General features: G+C 60.3%; 12 protein-coding genes. 6 read left to right on the top strand and 6 right to left on the bottom strand.

Features of this window, described 5'->3' with window-relative positions; translation table 11 throughout:
- Positions 1-97: 97 nt before the first annotated feature.
- The 5 genes from HNQ83_RS04415 to HNQ83_RS04395 all read right to left on the bottom strand — a co-directional run bounded on the left by HNQ83_RS04415 (position 98) and on the right by HNQ83_RS04395 (position 5,679).
- On the bottom strand, positions 98-1,069 hold the full coding sequence (locus HNQ83_RS04415; protein WP_175387855.1) for an alpha/beta hydrolase: 972 nt from the start codon (positions 1,067-1,069) through the stop codon (positions 98-100).
- Complete coding sequence (locus HNQ83_RS04410) at positions 1,070-1,963, bottom strand: neutral zinc metallopeptidase (RefSeq protein WP_175387854.1); 894 nt, start codon at positions 1,961-1,963, stop codon at positions 1,070-1,072.
- 148 nt (positions 1,964-2,111) lie between these two features.
- On the bottom strand, positions 2,112-2,966 hold the full coding sequence (locus HNQ83_RS04405; protein WP_175387853.1) for a neutral zinc metallopeptidase: 855 nt from the start codon (positions 2,964-2,966) through the stop codon (positions 2,112-2,114).
- 147 nt (positions 2,967-3,113) lie between these two features.
- Entirely contained in the window at positions 3,114-3,947 is an 834-nt protein-coding gene (locus HNQ83_RS04400) for an aldo/keto reductase (protein ID WP_175387852.1), read from the bottom strand.
- Entirely contained in the window at positions 3,931-5,679 is a 1,749-nt protein-coding gene (locus HNQ83_RS04395; protein WP_175387851.1) for an FAD-dependent oxidoreductase, read from the bottom strand. Before HNQ83_RS04395 ends, HNQ83_RS04400 begins: the two co-directional genes overlap by 17 nt.
- A gap of 175 nt (positions 5,680-5,854) precedes the next feature.
- On the opposite strand from HNQ83_RS04395, the gene HNQ83_RS04390 reads away from it, so the two are divergent.
- The 4 genes from HNQ83_RS04390 to HNQ83_RS04375 all read left to right on the top strand — a co-directional run bounded on the left by HNQ83_RS04390 (position 5,855) and on the right by HNQ83_RS04375 (position 9,757).
- Complete coding sequence (locus HNQ83_RS04390; protein WP_175387850.1) at positions 5,855-6,631, top strand: IclR family transcriptional regulator; 777 nt, start codon at positions 5,855-5,857, stop codon at positions 6,629-6,631.
- Between the two features lie 224 nt (positions 6,632-6,855).
- On the top strand, positions 6,856-7,911 hold the full coding sequence (locus HNQ83_RS04385; protein WP_175387849.1) for a Gfo/Idh/MocA family protein: 1,056 nt from the start codon (positions 6,856-6,858) through the stop codon (positions 7,909-7,911).
- 2 nt (positions 7,912-7,913) lie between these two features.
- Positions 7,914-8,729 carry a sugar phosphate isomerase/epimerase gene (locus HNQ83_RS04380; protein WP_175387848.1) on the top strand — a complete coding sequence of 272 codons (816 nt, stop codon included), beginning with the start codon at positions 7,914-7,916 and terminating at the stop codon, positions 8,727-8,729.
- Positions 8,730-8,878: 149 nt separating this feature from the next.
- Positions 8,879-9,757 (top strand): DMT family transporter, encoded by an 879-nt coding sequence (locus tag HNQ83_RS04375; protein WP_175387847.1) that lies wholly within the window; start codon positions 8,879-8,881, stop codon positions 9,755-9,757.
- A 152-nt stretch (positions 9,758-9,909) separates the two neighbouring features.
- Here the strand turns inward: HNQ83_RS04375 and HNQ83_RS04370 are convergent, their stop codons facing one another.
- The gene (locus HNQ83_RS04370) at positions 9,910-11,247 is read right to left on the bottom strand and encodes an MFS transporter (protein ID WP_175387846.1); all 1,338 of its coding nucleotides are present in this window, start codon (positions 11,245-11,247) and stop codon (positions 9,910-9,912) included.
- A 501-nt stretch (positions 11,248-11,748) separates the two neighbouring features.
- Between HNQ83_RS04370 and quiC the strand changes: the two genes are divergently transcribed.
- Both quiC and HNQ83_RS04360 read left to right on the top strand, forming a co-directional pair.
- Entirely contained in the window at positions 11,749-13,650 is a 1,902-nt protein-coding gene (quiC, locus tag HNQ83_RS04365) for a 3-dehydroshikimate dehydratase QuiC (RefSeq protein WP_175387845.1), read from the top strand.
- Between the two features lie 102 nt (positions 13,651-13,752).
- Positions 13,753-14,427: a TetR family transcriptional regulator gene (locus HNQ83_RS04360; protein ID WP_175387844.1), complete on the top strand. Its 675-nt coding sequence runs from the start codon at positions 13,753-13,755 to the stop codon at positions 14,425-14,427.
- Positions 14,428-14,473: the final 46 nt, after the last annotated feature.

Genomic DNA, 14,473 nt, shown 5'->3' with positions numbered 1-14,473 from the left:
CAACCGCCTTCGCGAGCAGGCTCGCTCCCACAGGTAATCGCATTCCATTGTGGGAGCGAGCCTGCTCGCGAAGGCGTCAGATCAGGCAGCCAAAAACCTATTGCCCAAACAACGCTTTCTGCCCCTCCGGTGATGTAAACATCCCATCCCCGTTATGCCCGACCCCGGGCACTTCGATCAGTTGCTGATTCAATCCCTGCGGTTGCAGCCGTTTCAGATAATCGAAATAAAAACGCCCACGGGCCAGCCGATACGGGCCTTGGGCCTTGGCCTCGCAGCTTTTATCCAGCGCCGGATGATTCGGGTCGATGTCCTGCTGCCCCAGCAGGTAAATGATGTCGCGCTTGAGGTATTTTTCCTGCAACTGCGCGGCGGTTTGTCCTTGGGCGTAGGCAGGTAAATCCGTCAGCCCGTACTTCCAGCGATCGAAGTCCGGGCATTTCGCGTGGCTGAAGGCCACCGGTCGACGCTCATCGAAATACGCATAGGACGACGGGTTGGCGATCACGTAGCGTACCTGCACGCCGGCGGCTTCCAGCGCGGGTTGATCGTGACCCAGCAAAGCGTAGCGCTGAACGACTTGAGCACCGCCGGAATGACCGGCGATGACGATCTGCTTCACATCCGGAAACTGCTGGCGATCACCCAGGCGGGCGACGATTTCGTCCAGTGCCTCATAGGCACTCAGGCGGAACGGTGCGGTGGATTCGCCGCCGGCCATCCATTCATTGCCTTGCCAGCGCAAAACCGTGTCGGCCACCGGGTGCAGCGCGATGTCGGTTTCATTGAGAAATTGCGGGGCGATCACCAGGGTCGTTGCGCTTTGCCCGGCCAGTTCGGCCGTGCGTTCGCCGCTTTGCAGATAGGTTTGCGCATTGCGCAAACGACCGTGGACGATGATCAATACGCGTTCGATTTTTGCCGGGGCGGGGCTGATACCCACCGCCATTTCACCCGATTTCAACAACAGGCGTCCGGGACTGATTTCCTTGACCCCCTGTTCGGCCGCCTGAGCATTTGTGAAAGGGCTTGCACACGTGAACAACAACACCAACAACCACTTTTTCATTTACAGATTTTTCGCCGCGAAGGTATCGCACTGGCCGACCTGGCCCTGTGCAAATCCGGTTTTGAACCAGCGCACCCGTTGCGCCGACGTACCATGGGTAAACGAGTCCGGCACCACACGGCCCTGACCCTGTTGCTGCAATCGATCGTCGCCAATGGCATTGGCGGCGTTCAAGGCTTCTTCGATATCGCCCGGTTCCAGCCAGTTCAGGCGCTGTTGGGCATTGTTGGCCCAAACCCCGGCCAGGCAATCGGCTTGCAGTTCCTGACGGACCAGCAAGCCGCCGTCGCCTTCCATTTGCCGGCCCTGTTGGCGAGCGGCCTGAATCTTCGCCGAGACGCCGAGCAAGGTCTGTACATGGTGTCCGACTTCATGAGCGATCACGTAGGCCTGGGCAAAGTCACCGGCGGCCGCAAAGCGTTGTGACATTTCCTGGAAAAACGACGTGTCCAGGTAAACCTTCTGGTCCGCCGGGCAATAGAACGGCCCCGTCGCCGATGTCGCCAGACCACAGGCCGAGTTGACGCGATTGCTGAAAAGCACCAGGGTCGGGTCCTTATATTGCCGACCGGCCTGCTGGAAAATCTGGCGCCAGGTGTCTTCGGTATCGCCCAGGATCGAGCGAACGAACTCGGCCCCTTCATCATTGGCCGGTGGCGCCTTGCGGCTCTGGGTGGTGGCCGGCGCCGATTGCTCGCCCATCTGGCCGGTCAGTTGGCCGAGGATCTGCATCGGGTCCTGGCCGGTGATCCAGCCGATCCCGACGATCAGCAGGATCGCCGTCAGGCTCAGGCCCTTGCCGCCGCCGAAGCGCATGCCACCACCGCCACCGCCGACATCATCGCCACGGGCATCGACCACGTTGTCGCTGCGTCGGCCTTTTTTCCATAGCATGTGGGAATCCTCTTTTGTTCCGGGTAAAGAACCGTGCGATGAGTGTTGCTGCTCAGGGGGAGCGGCGCCAGTCCGGTCGTCAGACAGCCTGGGGCGCCGCCGGTTCTGTACAGAGCGTGATATCGGTGGTTTCGATGACGGGTGGGTGTTACAGGTCCGTGGCGGCGAAGGTGTCGCAAGCCTCCGTGAGGCCTGTGTCAAAACCGGTCTTGAACCAGCTCACGCGCTGCTCGGAGGTGCCGTGGGCGAACGTCTCTGGCCGAACAGGGGTGTTTTGGGCGCGTTGCAGGTTGTCGTCACCAAACATTTTTGCGGCATGCAATGCAGCTTCAATATCGCCAGGCTCCAGCCACGCCAGACGTTGCTGTGCATGGTGCGCCCAGACGCCGGCCAGGCAATCGGCCTGCAACTCGCCGCGTACTTCCAGGCCACCATCGCCGATAACGGGTTTGCTTTCCTGCAATGCCTGTTCGAGCGGCTCGGAAATCCCCAGCTCCAGCTGCACGTGATGGCCTATTTCGTGGGCGATGATGTAGGCCCGCGCGAAGTCGCCGACCACTGAAAATCGCTGCTCCAGTTTCGCCAGGTAGGTGAGGTCGATATACACCTGCTGATTGCTCGGGCAATAGAAAGGGCCGCGGGTGGAGCTGGCGAAGCCACATCCCGTACTCACGCCATTGTCGAACAGCGTCAGTGTGGGTGGCGGATAGTGCCGACCCGATTGCTCAAAGAGTTGCGTCCAGGTGTCTTCTGTCTCGCCCAGGACTGACTGGACAAACTGCAGTTGCCGGTCTTCGATGGGCTTGGTCGCGAGAGCGGCGGGTGGCTCATGACTGCCGGTAGGTGCCGATGGCGCGTTCATCAGTGTCGCGAAAAGCCCTGTACCTGCCAGTGCAACCGCCGCCAGTCCGGCGCCGAGGGTTTTCCCTGTGAGTGTGCGGGCATCCTTGCCCTCGCGAGTGTCGTTTACGTTGTCGCTGCGTCTTGCCTTGTTCCATAACATGGTTGCGGTCTCTCATGGATTGATGGCGGATATCGCCGGTTCCATGAATAACCGCACAGGCAAAAGGCTGTGGGAGAAATGTGTAAGGGTTGGTAAGGCCATGGACGGTCCACCGGTAATGGCGCATCGACCCTGGCCCTTTACCGGTTACTCGTCGAACGCATCCCACACCGGCGCGAAGTCCGGGCTCACCTGACGTTCGCGCTTGGACAGACCGGCGATCAAACGACGATCCTCGTCATCGAGTTGCACCTCCAGTGCCGCGAGATTCGCTCGCTGGTTGGCCTCGCTGCTGGCCTTGGGGATCGCGGCCACGTTCGGTTGGTCCAGCAGCCATTTGAGTGCGACCTGGGTGGGCAGCACGCCATGTCTGGCGGCGATCTGTTGAATGACCGGGAGGTCCGACACCTTGTTGCGTGCCAGCGGCGTGTAGGCCGTCAGTGCCATGCCGTGTTGTCGGGCGTAGCTCAGCAAGGCGTTTTGTCCGAGCAGCACGTGGTACTCGACCTGTATCGCTGACAGCGGCGCGCCCAGTTCCTCGACGACTTTACGCAACAGCGGCAGCGGAAAATTCGCCACGCCGATGTTGCGCGCCAGGCCCTGTTCCTTGAACGACACCAGGGTGTCGATGGTTTTCGACAGGTCCCAATCGATGGTTGGCCAATGAATCATGAACAGGTCGACGTAATCGCTGTGCAGGGCCTTGAGGCTGCGGTCCATGGAGTGACGCATGGCATCGGGTTGCAGCTGATCCCACCAGACCTTGGTGGTGACGTGGACCTGATCGCGCGGTGTGGGACTGTTCACCAGCGCCTGACCGACGGCGTCCTCGTTGTTGTAGGCCGCCGCCGTATCGATGTGCCGATAGCCCAGGGCCAGCGCTTGTTCCACGGCACGGGTGCATTCCTCACCCAGCATCGGCCAGGTGCCGAGGCCGAGTTTTGGCATGTTCAATCCTTGAGCATTAACGATGTGCTGCATGGTCGATCTCCTGTTCGTAAGCGGTGATACCTGCAATGTGGCGTGCTGCGATGTAGCCGAATGTCAGTGCCGGGCCAATGTTGATGCCGCCGGCGGGGTAGTGCCCGCCCATGATGCTGGCCATGTCGCCGCCTGCCGCATACAGCCCGGCGATGGGTTGCTCCGTGTTGTCGAGGACCTGGGCGTGTTGATTGACCTTGAGTCCGGCGAAGGTGCCGAAGCAGCCGGGCTGGACCTTCACCGCGTAGAACGGACCTTGTTCGATAGGCGCAACACACGGGTTCGGGTGTTGTAGCGAATCACCCTGTTTGCGGTTGTAAGGGGTCGAACCGCGGCCGAATTGAGGGTCATCGCCATGACGCGCATGCCGGTTATAGTCCGACAGGGTGGTGCGCAGGCCATTCGGATCGATACCGCAGGCTGACGCCAATTCCTCAAGGGTGTTTCCTGTTTTCAGATAACCGCTGCGGATAAAGGGGCTCAGCGGCACGGGAAATGGCCGGGAAATGCCCAAGCCATAACGCCGTTGGAAAGCATGGCTGCAGATCAGCCAGGAAGCGACTTCTTCACCCTCCGGGGCGGCGGCGACCATCGCTGTGACATAGTCGTAGTAGCCGTTGGCTTCGTTGACGAAGCGCTGGCCGTTGCTCAGTACGCCAATGATCCCGGGCTTGCCACGCTCGATGATGTGCGGGAAGTGACCCGTGCTGCCGTCGCTGTGTGGCACCTTTGATACTGGTGCCCAGGCGACGGGGGATTGCATGTCAGTATCCACTTGGGCACCAACGCTTTCACCCAGTCGCAGGCCATCACCGGACACGCCGAGTGGTGGCAGGGCCAGGTGTTCATGGCCGCTGGGCGTGCGTGGAAACAATGCCTTGCGTCGTTCGATGTCGTTGGCGAAACCGCCGGCCGCCAGCACCACGGCTTTGCGCGCCTTGATCCGCACCAATCCCTTGGCGGTACTGATCACGGCGCCGCGCACTTCATCATTTTCGCGCAGCAATTCGATGACCGGCGCCGACTCCCAGAGCAACACGCCAAGGTCTTCGGCGGATTTTGCCAGACGCGCCACCAGCGCCACGCCATTGACCAGTTGCATCGCCCGACCCTGCACGAGGAGATCGAGCAGATGCCGGGTGAAGCGCCGGGTCACATGCCAGGCGGCCGACAGTGAACGGGTCAGGTTGAGAAACGCGGTGAGGTCCGCGCCCGCCATGATCGGCATGCCCATGAAGGACGTTTCCCGCATGGTTTTGCGCAAGCGCTTGAGCAGCTTGCCGACTTTTCGTGCGTCGTACGGCGCGGCGATCACTGAGCGTCCCCCGGTGCCCGCGCCCGGCGTATCGCCGTGAATGTCGGCAATCGCGTTGCCGTCGGCGAATTGCAGCGAGGTGTGCTGTTCGAAGAAGGCGACCATTCTTGGGCCTGCCTCCAGGAAAGCGTCGATCATCGCTGGCCGGTAGTGTTTGCCCAACTCGTGTTTCAGATACGTACGCGGCTGTTCCACGTCTTCGACGATCCCGGCGCGCCGGGCCAGGGGATTGCACGGCACCCAGGCCCAACCGCCGGACCAGGCCGTTGCGCCGCCGAACACCGGGTCCTTTTCGACCACGATGACCTTCAGTCCGTGGTAGGCCGCGGTCACGGCCGCCGATAAGCCGGCCGCACCGGAGCCGACAATCAGCACATCGCAGTCTACGTCGGGAAGAAGGTGCGGTTCGGCAGGCATTGTTCGGGCTCCAGCGTTTTATTGTTTTGGAATTTGGTTCCAGAAAATATAAGAAGCGAATCGGAGCGGGCAAGGACTCTGCGCGTAAAGCGGGCGGTTATCGGACAGTCAGTTCCAGATTTCGTAATCGGTCGGTTGTCTTCTAGAATCGACAAAATTTTGTGTGGAACCTCCCATGGCCGGCAGTCAGATAGAACGTGTTTTCAGTGTGCTTGAAAGCCTCACCAGCGATCCCCGTGGTCTGCCGATGCAAACCCTGGCCGAGCAACTGGATATCCCCAAAAGTGCGACCCACCGCCTGCTCGCCGAGTTGATCCGATTGGGTTATGTGCGCCAGAACCCGGAAAACCTGCGTTACCACCTGTCAACCAAACTGGTGGCGATGGGCTTCCGTTACCTGGCCAGCAGTGGCGCCGATATCGTGCAACCAGTGCTGGATCGCCTGGCTCAGGAAACGGGCGAACTGGTGCGGCTTGGGGTGATCGAGGGCGAGCGGCAGACCTGGATTGCCAAGTCCCAGGGGGCCCGGTCCGGCCTGCGCTACGACCCGGACATGGGCCGTGATGCACCGCTGTTCTACACCGCTTCCGGGCATGCGTGGCTGGCGTGCATGAGCGATGCCGAGGCCTTGTCGCTGGTCGAGCGCCAGGCGGCGGACCGGCCGGCGGAACTGGGGCCGAATGCGCCGCGATCCAACATCGAACTGCTGGAGCGCCTGCGCCTGGCGCGGGAGCAGGGCTATGCGTGCGTCGAGGAAAGTTCGGCGGTGGGCACTTCGGCGATTGCGGCGGTGGTGCGTCATCCGGGGGACGGGCGGGTGATCGGCGTGTTGAGCATCGCCGGGCCGAGTGCGCGGATGCCGGGGGCGCGGTTGCATGAACTGGCGCCGTTGTTGTTGGCGTTTACTGACGAGTTGTCGGCGGCGAGTTTAGCGTCGGAGTTGTTTAGCTGACCCTGTGGGAGCGAGCCTGCCCGCGAATGCGATTTGACAGTCACTGGTGTGTTGGCTGATTCGACGCTTTCGCGAGCAGGCTTGCTCCCACAGTTTGAATGGGTGTAACCGTAAAGCTGTGCGCTGTTCGAACACTATCTGTCCATGCGTGTGTAAGAATCTGGAACCAGGTTCTAAATTGTTGGAATCCACCCCTCCAACAATAACCACAAGAGGACCACCCCATGAGTTCGCCCCTTCGCATCGCCCTGATCGGCGCTGGTAACATGGGTCAGCAGCATTACCGGCACCTGAAATCCCTGACGGAAGCCACCCTGTGCGCAGTCGCCGATCCCGGCCCGCAAGCGGCCAGTCTCGCGGCCGAATGGGGTGTGGCGTATTTCGCCGATCATTGTCAGATGCTGGAGGAGGCGAAGCCGGACGCTGTCATCGTCGCCAATCCGAATAATCTGCACGTCAGCACCGCGCTCGATTGCCTCGCCGCTGGCGTGCCGGTGTTGCTGGAAAAACCGGTGGGCGTACACCAGGACGAAGTCCGCAAACTGGTGGCTGCCACGAAATCCACGGGTGTTCCGGTGCTGGTCGGTCATCACCGTCGTCACAATCCGCTGATCGTTCGTGCCCATGAACTTGTCCACAGCGGCGCCCTTGGCCGGTTGACTACGGTCACCGCACTCTGGCAGTTGCGCAAGCCCGACAGCTATTTCGAAACACCGTGGCGGCGTGAAGCCGGGGCGGGGATGTTGCTGACCAACCTGATCCATGACCTCGACCTGCTGCGACACCTGTGCGGTGAGGTGCGTCAGGTTCAGGCCATCACCAGCAACGCGATCCGTGAGTTTGCCAACGAGGATTGCGCGGCGGTGCTCCTGCAGTTCGACAACGGTGCGCTGGGCAGCCTGACCGGTTCCGATGCGGTGGCGGCGCCCTGGAGTTGGGAGCTGGGTGCAGGGGAGAACCCGGTGTATCCGCGTCAGGCCGACCAGCCGTGCTATTTGCTGGCCGGGACGGGTGGTGCGCTGAGTATTCCGCAACTCAAACGCTGGCACTACGCAGAGGTCGATGGCGGTTGGCACGAACCCTTGCTGGCGACTCAGGAAAACTTCAGTGCCGATGAAGCCTTGCGTTTGCAATTGCAGCACTTCGTGCGCGTCGCGCGACGGGAGATCGAGCCGCTGGTCAGTGCTGCCGATGCTGCCCGCACGCTGGCGCTTGTAGAAGCCATTCGCGAAGCCGCCGAAACCGGTCACGCTTGCGCTCCAACGTTGATCGAGGGTTGAGCATGAGCGAACGAATCTTTTCCCTGGCCAGCCTGACGGTATTGGAGTTGTCGCCCCCTGACATGGTCGAGGTCGCGGCGCGGGCCGGTTACAGTCATGTCGGCTTGCGTCTGGTGCCAGCAACGCCGGAAGAACATCACTATGCGCTGGTGGCGGATGTCGAGTTGCGGCGCCAGACCCTGGCGCGCCTGCGCGATACCGGCATTGGTGTACTGGATGTGGAAATTCTTCGATTGAAACCGGACACCGTTGTCGCCGATTTCGAGACCATTCTGGCGGTCGGCGCCGAATTCGGTGCCACTGAATTACTGGTGGCTGGTAACGATGCTGACGAGCAACGATTGACGGAAAACTTTGCCGAACTTTGTGATCTGGCAGCGTCTTATGGGTTGCATCCGCATCTGGAATTCATGCCCTGGACCGATGCGCGCGATCTTGCACAAGCGGTGCGCATCGTCGAGGGCGCCGGGCGCGAAAATGGCGCGGTACTGGTGGACGCGTTCCACTTCGATCGTTCGGGTTCACGGCTGGAAGAACTGGCCAGGGTCAGCCCATCACGGTTACGGTATGCCCAATTGTGTGATGTCGCCGGACCGCGACCGTCCGACATGGCCGAGATCTTGCGTCAGGCGCGTAACGAGCGACGGTTTCCCGGTGATGGTGATTGCGATCTGACAAGGTTGTTGCAAGGTTTGCCGGCTAACATTCCCTTGAGCCTGGAGATTCCCACGGTGCAACTGCTGGAACAGGGTGTGAGTGGGTTGGACCGGGCGCAGATGGCTTTGGATAAAACCCGGGATTTGTTGGCGCGGATGTAAGCGGTGCTGCGCACCTGTCGCGTGTAGGAGCGAGCTTGCTCGCGATGGACGAAAGGGCGCCGTGTTTATCCAGGCAGCCCTCATCATCGTTGACGACCATCGCGAGCAAGCTCGCTCCTACAAATTAAGGATGTAAAAAAGGAAACCCAATGACCGTCAGCACCCCGCTTTCCGGCGTCAATCAGCCCTTCAAGGGGATCCTGCTGATCGTTGTCGCAACCTTCCTGTTTTCCAGTCATGACGCGATATCGAAATACCTTTCCGGTTTCTATCCGATTGTGATGGTGGTGTGGGCCCGTTACGTGGTGCACACCTTGTTGATGGCCGGGATTTTCCTGCCGCAATCCGGGCTGCGGGTTCTGCGCACGAAGCGGCCGCTGCTTCAGGTGATTCGGGCACTGTGTCTGCTGGGCACCAGCCTGTTTTTCACCACCGGGTTGATGTACATCCCGTTGGCCGAGGCCACGTCGGTCAACTTCCTGGCACCGGTGCTGGTCACTGCATTGTCGGTGCCGCTCCTGAAAGAACGGGTCACGCGGGGGCAATGGCTGGCGGTGATTTTCGGTTTCAGTGGGGTGCTGATCATCGTCCACCCCGGTGGTGACTTGTTCACCCCGGCGGTGTTGCTGCCGTTCTGCTCGGCGCTGTTTTTCTGTTTCTATCAGCTGCTGACGCGCAAGCTCAGCGAGATCGATAGCCCAACCACCAGCAACTTCTTCGCCGGGCTGTGCAACACCCTGGTGATGAGTGCGCTGGTGCCGTTTTTCTGGCAAATGCCGAACCTGTTGCACGGCTCGATGATGGTGGCACTGGGGGCCTGCGGGATGACGGCGCACTTGTTCCTGACCCAGGCCTTCCGTCATGCGGCACCGGCCTTGTTGGCACCATTCAGTTACTGCCAGATCGTGTTTGCCGGCCTGCTGGGGTGGCTGCTGTTTTCCCACACGCCGACCCTTACCACCGTGATTGGCATCGCCGTGATTTGCTGCAGCGGGCTGGCGGCGGCCTGGCAGCAAAGTCGAAAGTAGAAGGTCACCGATAAAAAACTGTGGGAGCGAGCCTGCTCGCGAAGACGGATTGTCATTCAACATAGAGGTTGACTGATGTACGCCGCTGAGCCCGGGCAAATCGCAGGCAAAAAAAAGCGCAGGCCCGAAACCGGGCCCGCGCCGAGGGAACATCAGTCTTCTACTTTCGGGATCTTGCGCGGTGCCATGAAGTACATCCAGGTCAGCGCGATGAAGTACATCGCCGGAATCAGGGTGAACAGCACAGCGTAGTTGTTGTTGGTGATGGTCAGGATGTGGCCGACCAACTGGGTCATGAACATCCCGCCAATCGCTGCACACATGCCGCCGAAACCGAACACCGTGCTCATCATGTGCTTGGGCGTGTAGTCCATCACCAGGCTCCAGATGTTCGCGGTCCAGGCCTGGTGCGCGCCAATGGCCAGGGAAATCGCGGCAACGGCCACCCACAGGTTGCTGGAGCCGGCCGCCACAATCACGCCGATGATGCAGCAGGCGAACAGGAACATGGACATCAAGCGCGCCTTGATCGGGTTGACGCCGCGGCCGATCAGGAACGAGGACAGAATCCCGCCGCCCACGCTGCCGAAGTCGGCGGTGAGGTAGATGATGATCAGCGGAATGCCCATCTGGGTCACGTTGATGCCCAGGTTGTATTGCTGGTTGAGGAACGGTGGCAGCCAGTATAGGTAGAACCAGAACACCGGCGCGGTGATCGCGTAGGCGAGGGCGAAGGCCCAGGTGCCACGCATACGCAGGATTCGCGAGAACGGCACGCGGGTTTGTTCCGGCTCGACTTCGTTCTGGATGTACTCCAGCTCCGATTGTTTAACGGTCGGATGATCTTCCGGGTTGAAATACTTCAAGGCCCAGAACAGCAGCCAGATACCGCCCAGTGACGCCATGCAAAGAAACGCAGCCTGCCAGCCCCAGGCGTGAAGGATCAGCGGCAGCAGCATCGGCGTGAACATCGCACCGACGTTGGTCCCGGCGTTGAAAATACCGGTGGCCACGGCGCGTTCGCCGGCCGGGAACCACAGGCGCGTAGTCTTTACGCAGGCCGGGTAGTTGGCGGCCTCGGTCAGGCCGAGAATGAAGCGGCAGACCATGAAACCCGCGGCTGACGTGGCTAGGCCGTGGGCGCCGGTCGCCAGGCTCCAGAGCAGCACGGCACAGAAGAACACGCGCTTCACGCCGACCCGGTCGATCAAGCGGCCTTGCAGCACGAAACCGATGGCGTAACCGACCTGGAACCAGAAGTTGATGTTGGCGTAGTCCATCGCCGTCCAGCTCATTTCCTTGGCAAGGATAGGCTGCATGACGCCGAGGGCGGCGCGGTCGATGTAGTTCAGGGTGGTGGCGAAGAACACCAGCGCCAGCATGCCCCAACGGGTTTTGCCGACAGCCATGGCGCCGCGGATTTTGTCGCCGATGCCGCCGGTGGCGGCGCTCATGGCCGGGGCCATGCGAGAGCTTTGAGTAGGGTTCATCTGTGCCATCCGTTCAATGACTGACAAGCGAAGCTCGTCTGGACTTCAAGGGCGCGTGATCAATCGATGGCGGCGGGCGCGAAAGGACTGATCGGCTGTTTTCGTCGGCTGACGGGTTATTCAGCGAGCGGCACGGTGGTGCCGACGGGGCGCAGGGTTCGGATGGACGCCAGGCAAGGCGTAATGACGGCGGTTCGAGTGAGCAAGGCGTTTAATGAGCGCATGAGCGTATACCCGTTTTTTGAAATTTTTATGTGGTGTTCAGGGTCTTTGTTAACTGATAGCCGGGGTTCATATCCGGTATCAATGTGGTGTTGATGTTGCGCAGTGAACAAAAAATCGTCAATTCGCCAAAGTCCATTGTGTTCGATAATCGCACGTAAAACTAACCGGGTAGTACACTTTAAATTGCTCATTGCTCCGGTCAGCTCAATAATTCGCTCACTCTTTTAAAATCGGCGCAAATTCCCTGTAGCCGAAGCCTCCACCGGGAGTCGAAAAATGCAGCGTTCCATTGCCACCGTGTCCTTGAGCGGTACCCTGCCGGAAAAACTCGAAGCCATCGCCGCCGCCGGTTTTGACGGCGTCGAGATTTTCGAGAACGACCTTCTCTACTACGACGGCAGCCCGCGGGAAATTAGACAGATGTGCGCCGATCTCGGGATCGCCATCACCCTGTTTCAACCGTTCCGGGATTTCGAAGGCTGCCGCCGTGACCGCTTGTCGCGCAATCTGGAGCGGGCCGAGCGCAAGTTCGACCTGATGCAGGAGCTGGGCACCGATCTGGTGCTGGTGTGCAGCAACGCCTCTGCGGATTCGGTGGGTGATGAACAAATTTTAGTCGATGATTTGCGCCTGCTGGCTGAACGTGCCGGCGCACGCGGCTTGCGCATCGGCTACGAAGCATTGGCCTGGGGCCGGCATGTGAACACTTATCAACAGGTGTGGAACATCGTCCGTCAGGCCGACCATCCAAGCCTGGGTGTGTTGCTCGACAGCTTTCATACGCTGTCGCTCAAGGGTGATCCAAGCGCCATCGCCGAGATTCCCGGCGACAAGATCTTCTTCGTGCAAATGGCCGACGCGCCGATCCTGGCCATGGATGTGCTGGAGTGGAGCCGGCATTTCCGCTGCTTCCCGGGCCAGGGCGAATTCGATTTGCCGGGCTTCCTCGCACCCATCATCAAGAGTGGTTACACCGGGCCGCTGTCGCTGGAGATCTTCAACGACGGGTTCCGCGCCGCGCCACCACGGGCCAACGCCGCTGATGGTTTGCGCTCCTTGCTGTACCTGGAGGAAAAAACCCGCCAGCGTCTGGCGCAGGAAACCCAGGCATCGACCAACGTCGACATTTTGTTCGAGACGCCAAAGGCCAGCGAGTACAACGGCATCGAATTTCTTGAGTTCGCCGTGGACGAAAGCCTCGGTGCCAAGCTTTCGCATTGGCTGGAGCGCCTGGGCTTCGTCAAGGCCGGCCAGCATCGATCCAAGAGCGTCAGCCTGCTGCGCCAGGGCGATATCAACCTGATCCTCAACTCCGAGCCCTATTCGTTCGGCCACAGTTTCTTCGAGGCCCACGGCCCATCGCTCTGCGCCACCGCTGTGCGGGTCAAGGACAGCACCAGCGCTTTGGCACGGGCCGTGGCTTATAAAGGCCAACCCTATCGCGGACTGGTCGGCCCGAATGAGCTGGAGCTTGCCGCCGTGCGCGCACCGGACGGCAGTCTGATTTACCTGGTGGATCAGCAGGCCGATGTCTACGGTACCGACTTCAACCTGCTGCCAGACGCGGTGACCAACGGTGGCTTGAAGCGTATCGACCACATGGCCATGGCGCTGCCCGCCGACAGCCTCGACAGTTGGGTGCTGTTCTACAAGAGCTTGCTGGATTTCGAGGCCGATGACGAAGTGGTCCTGCCCGACCCTTATGGTCTGGTGAAAAGTCGTGCATTGCGTAGCCGCGACAGTTCGATTCGCTTGCCACTGAATATTTCCGAGAACCGCAACACCGCGATCTCACACGCGCTGTCGAGTTATCGCGGTTCCGGTGTGCATCACATTGCCTTTGATTGCGACGACATCTTTGCGCAAGTCAGCCGCGCGAAAGAGGCGGGCGTACCGCTGCTGGATATCCCGCTCAACTACTACGATGACCTGGCGGCGCGCTTCGATTTCGACGATGAGTTTCTCAGCGAGCTGGCCTATTACAACGTGCTGTATGACCGCGACGCCCAGGGTGGCGAGTTGTTCCACGTGTACACCGAACCGTTCGAAGGGCGGTTCTTCTTCGAGATCATCCAGCGCAAGAACGGCTACGCCGGTTACGGTGCGGCCAACGTGGCAGTGCGCCTGGCGGCGATGGCCAAGTCCCGAAGTGGTGCCGTACGTCAGACAAAGTTGTAGGAAAATCGTAATCACGTCGACAAACCGCTGCCGCACCGCTTCCTTCAGTGTGCGGCGCGGCTCATAATCGCCAGCCTGTGCAGTGATGGCCGTGAGCCCGCAATGACGATGACTTCAGAACTTTCCGCAGCCCCCGAACAACCAGTCGAGCCGCGCAAGAGTCGCAAGAACAACCCGGAAAAAACCCGCGAGAACATCCTGCAAGAAGCGATCGTCGAGTTCGTTCAGCAGGGGCTGTCCGGTGCTCGCGTCGATGCCATCGCCGAGCGCATCCATACCTCGAAACGCATGATCTATTACTACTTCGGCAGTAAGGAACAGCTCTACGTCGAGGTTCTGGAAAAGCTCTACGGCGATATCCGCAACACAGAAAACCGCCTGCACCTGGCCGAACTGGCGCCGGTGGAGGCGATTCGACGTCTGGTGGAGTTCACCTTCGATCACCATGATCGCAACGTCGATTTTGTGCGCATCGTCAGCATCGAGAACATTCACAACGCTGAATATGTGAAGCGCTCGGACGCGATCAAGGCGATGAACAACACCATCCTCGATTCATTGGGCGAGATTTTGCGTCGTGGCGCCGAACAAGGGGTGTTCCGCGCCGGTCTTGATCCGCTGGATGTGCATTTGCTGATCAGTTCGTTCTGCTTCTATCGCGTGTCGAACCGCCACACCTTCGGCGAGATTTTCCAGATCGACTTGCCGGATGAAAGCATCAAACAGCGTCATCGCGAGATGATCTGCGAGTCGGTGTTGCGCTATTTGCAGGCCTGATCTGCGAGGATGTTTTGTGGCGAGGGAGCTTGCTCCCGTTTGAGTG

Source organism: Pseudomonas sp. C2B4, from assembly GCF_013359695.1.
Classification (GTDB): Bacteria; Pseudomonadota; Gammaproteobacteria; order Pseudomonadales; family Pseudomonadaceae; genus Aquipseudomonas.
The sequence above is the reverse complement of the archived record's forward strand: the minus strand, read 5'-3'. Positions and strand labels throughout refer to the sequence as shown.

What these genes read in the sequence shown, in the direction of transcription:
- HNQ83_RS04415 (WP_175387855.1), bottom strand. Translation starts at nt 1,069, where the DNA reads ATGAAAAAGTGGTTGTTGGTGTTGTTGTTCACGTGTGCAAGCCCTTTC.
- HNQ83_RS04410 (WP_175387854.1), bottom strand. Translation starts at nt 1,963, where the DNA reads ATGCTATGGAAAAAAGGCCGACGCAGCGACAACGTGGTCGATGCCCGT.
- HNQ83_RS04405 (WP_175387853.1), bottom strand. Translation starts at nt 2,966, where the DNA reads ATGTTATGGAACAAGGCAAGACGCAGCGACAACGTAAACGACACTCGC.
- HNQ83_RS04400 (WP_175387852.1), bottom strand. Translation starts at nt 3,947, where the DNA reads ATGCAGCACATCGTTAATGCTCAAGGATTGAACATGCCAAAACTCGGC.
- HNQ83_RS04395 (WP_175387851.1), bottom strand. Translation starts at nt 5,679, where the DNA reads ATGCCTGCCGAACCGCACCTTCTTCCCGACGTAGACTGCGATGTGCTG.
- HNQ83_RS04390 (WP_175387850.1), top strand. Translation starts at nt 5,855, where the DNA reads ATGGCCGGCAGTCAGATAGAACGTGTTTTCAGTGTGCTTGAAAGCCTC.
- HNQ83_RS04385 (WP_175387849.1), top strand. Translation starts at nt 6,856, where the DNA reads ATGAGTTCGCCCCTTCGCATCGCCCTGATCGGCGCTGGTAACATGGGT.
- HNQ83_RS04380 (WP_175387848.1), top strand. Translation starts at nt 7,914, where the DNA reads ATGAGCGAACGAATCTTTTCCCTGGCCAGCCTGACGGTATTGGAGTTG.
- HNQ83_RS04375 (WP_175387847.1), top strand. Translation starts at nt 8,879, where the DNA reads ATGACCGTCAGCACCCCGCTTTCCGGCGTCAATCAGCCCTTCAAGGGG.
- HNQ83_RS04370 (WP_175387846.1), bottom strand. Translation starts at nt 11,247, where the DNA reads ATGAACCCTACTCAAAGCTCTCGCATGGCCCCGGCCATGAGCGCCGCC.
- quiC (WP_175387845.1), top strand. Translation starts at nt 11,749, where the DNA reads ATGCAGCGTTCCATTGCCACCGTGTCCTTGAGCGGTACCCTGCCGGAA.
- HNQ83_RS04360 (WP_175387844.1), top strand. Translation starts at nt 13,753, where the DNA reads ATGACGATGACTTCAGAACTTTCCGCAGCCCCCGAACAACCAGTCGAG.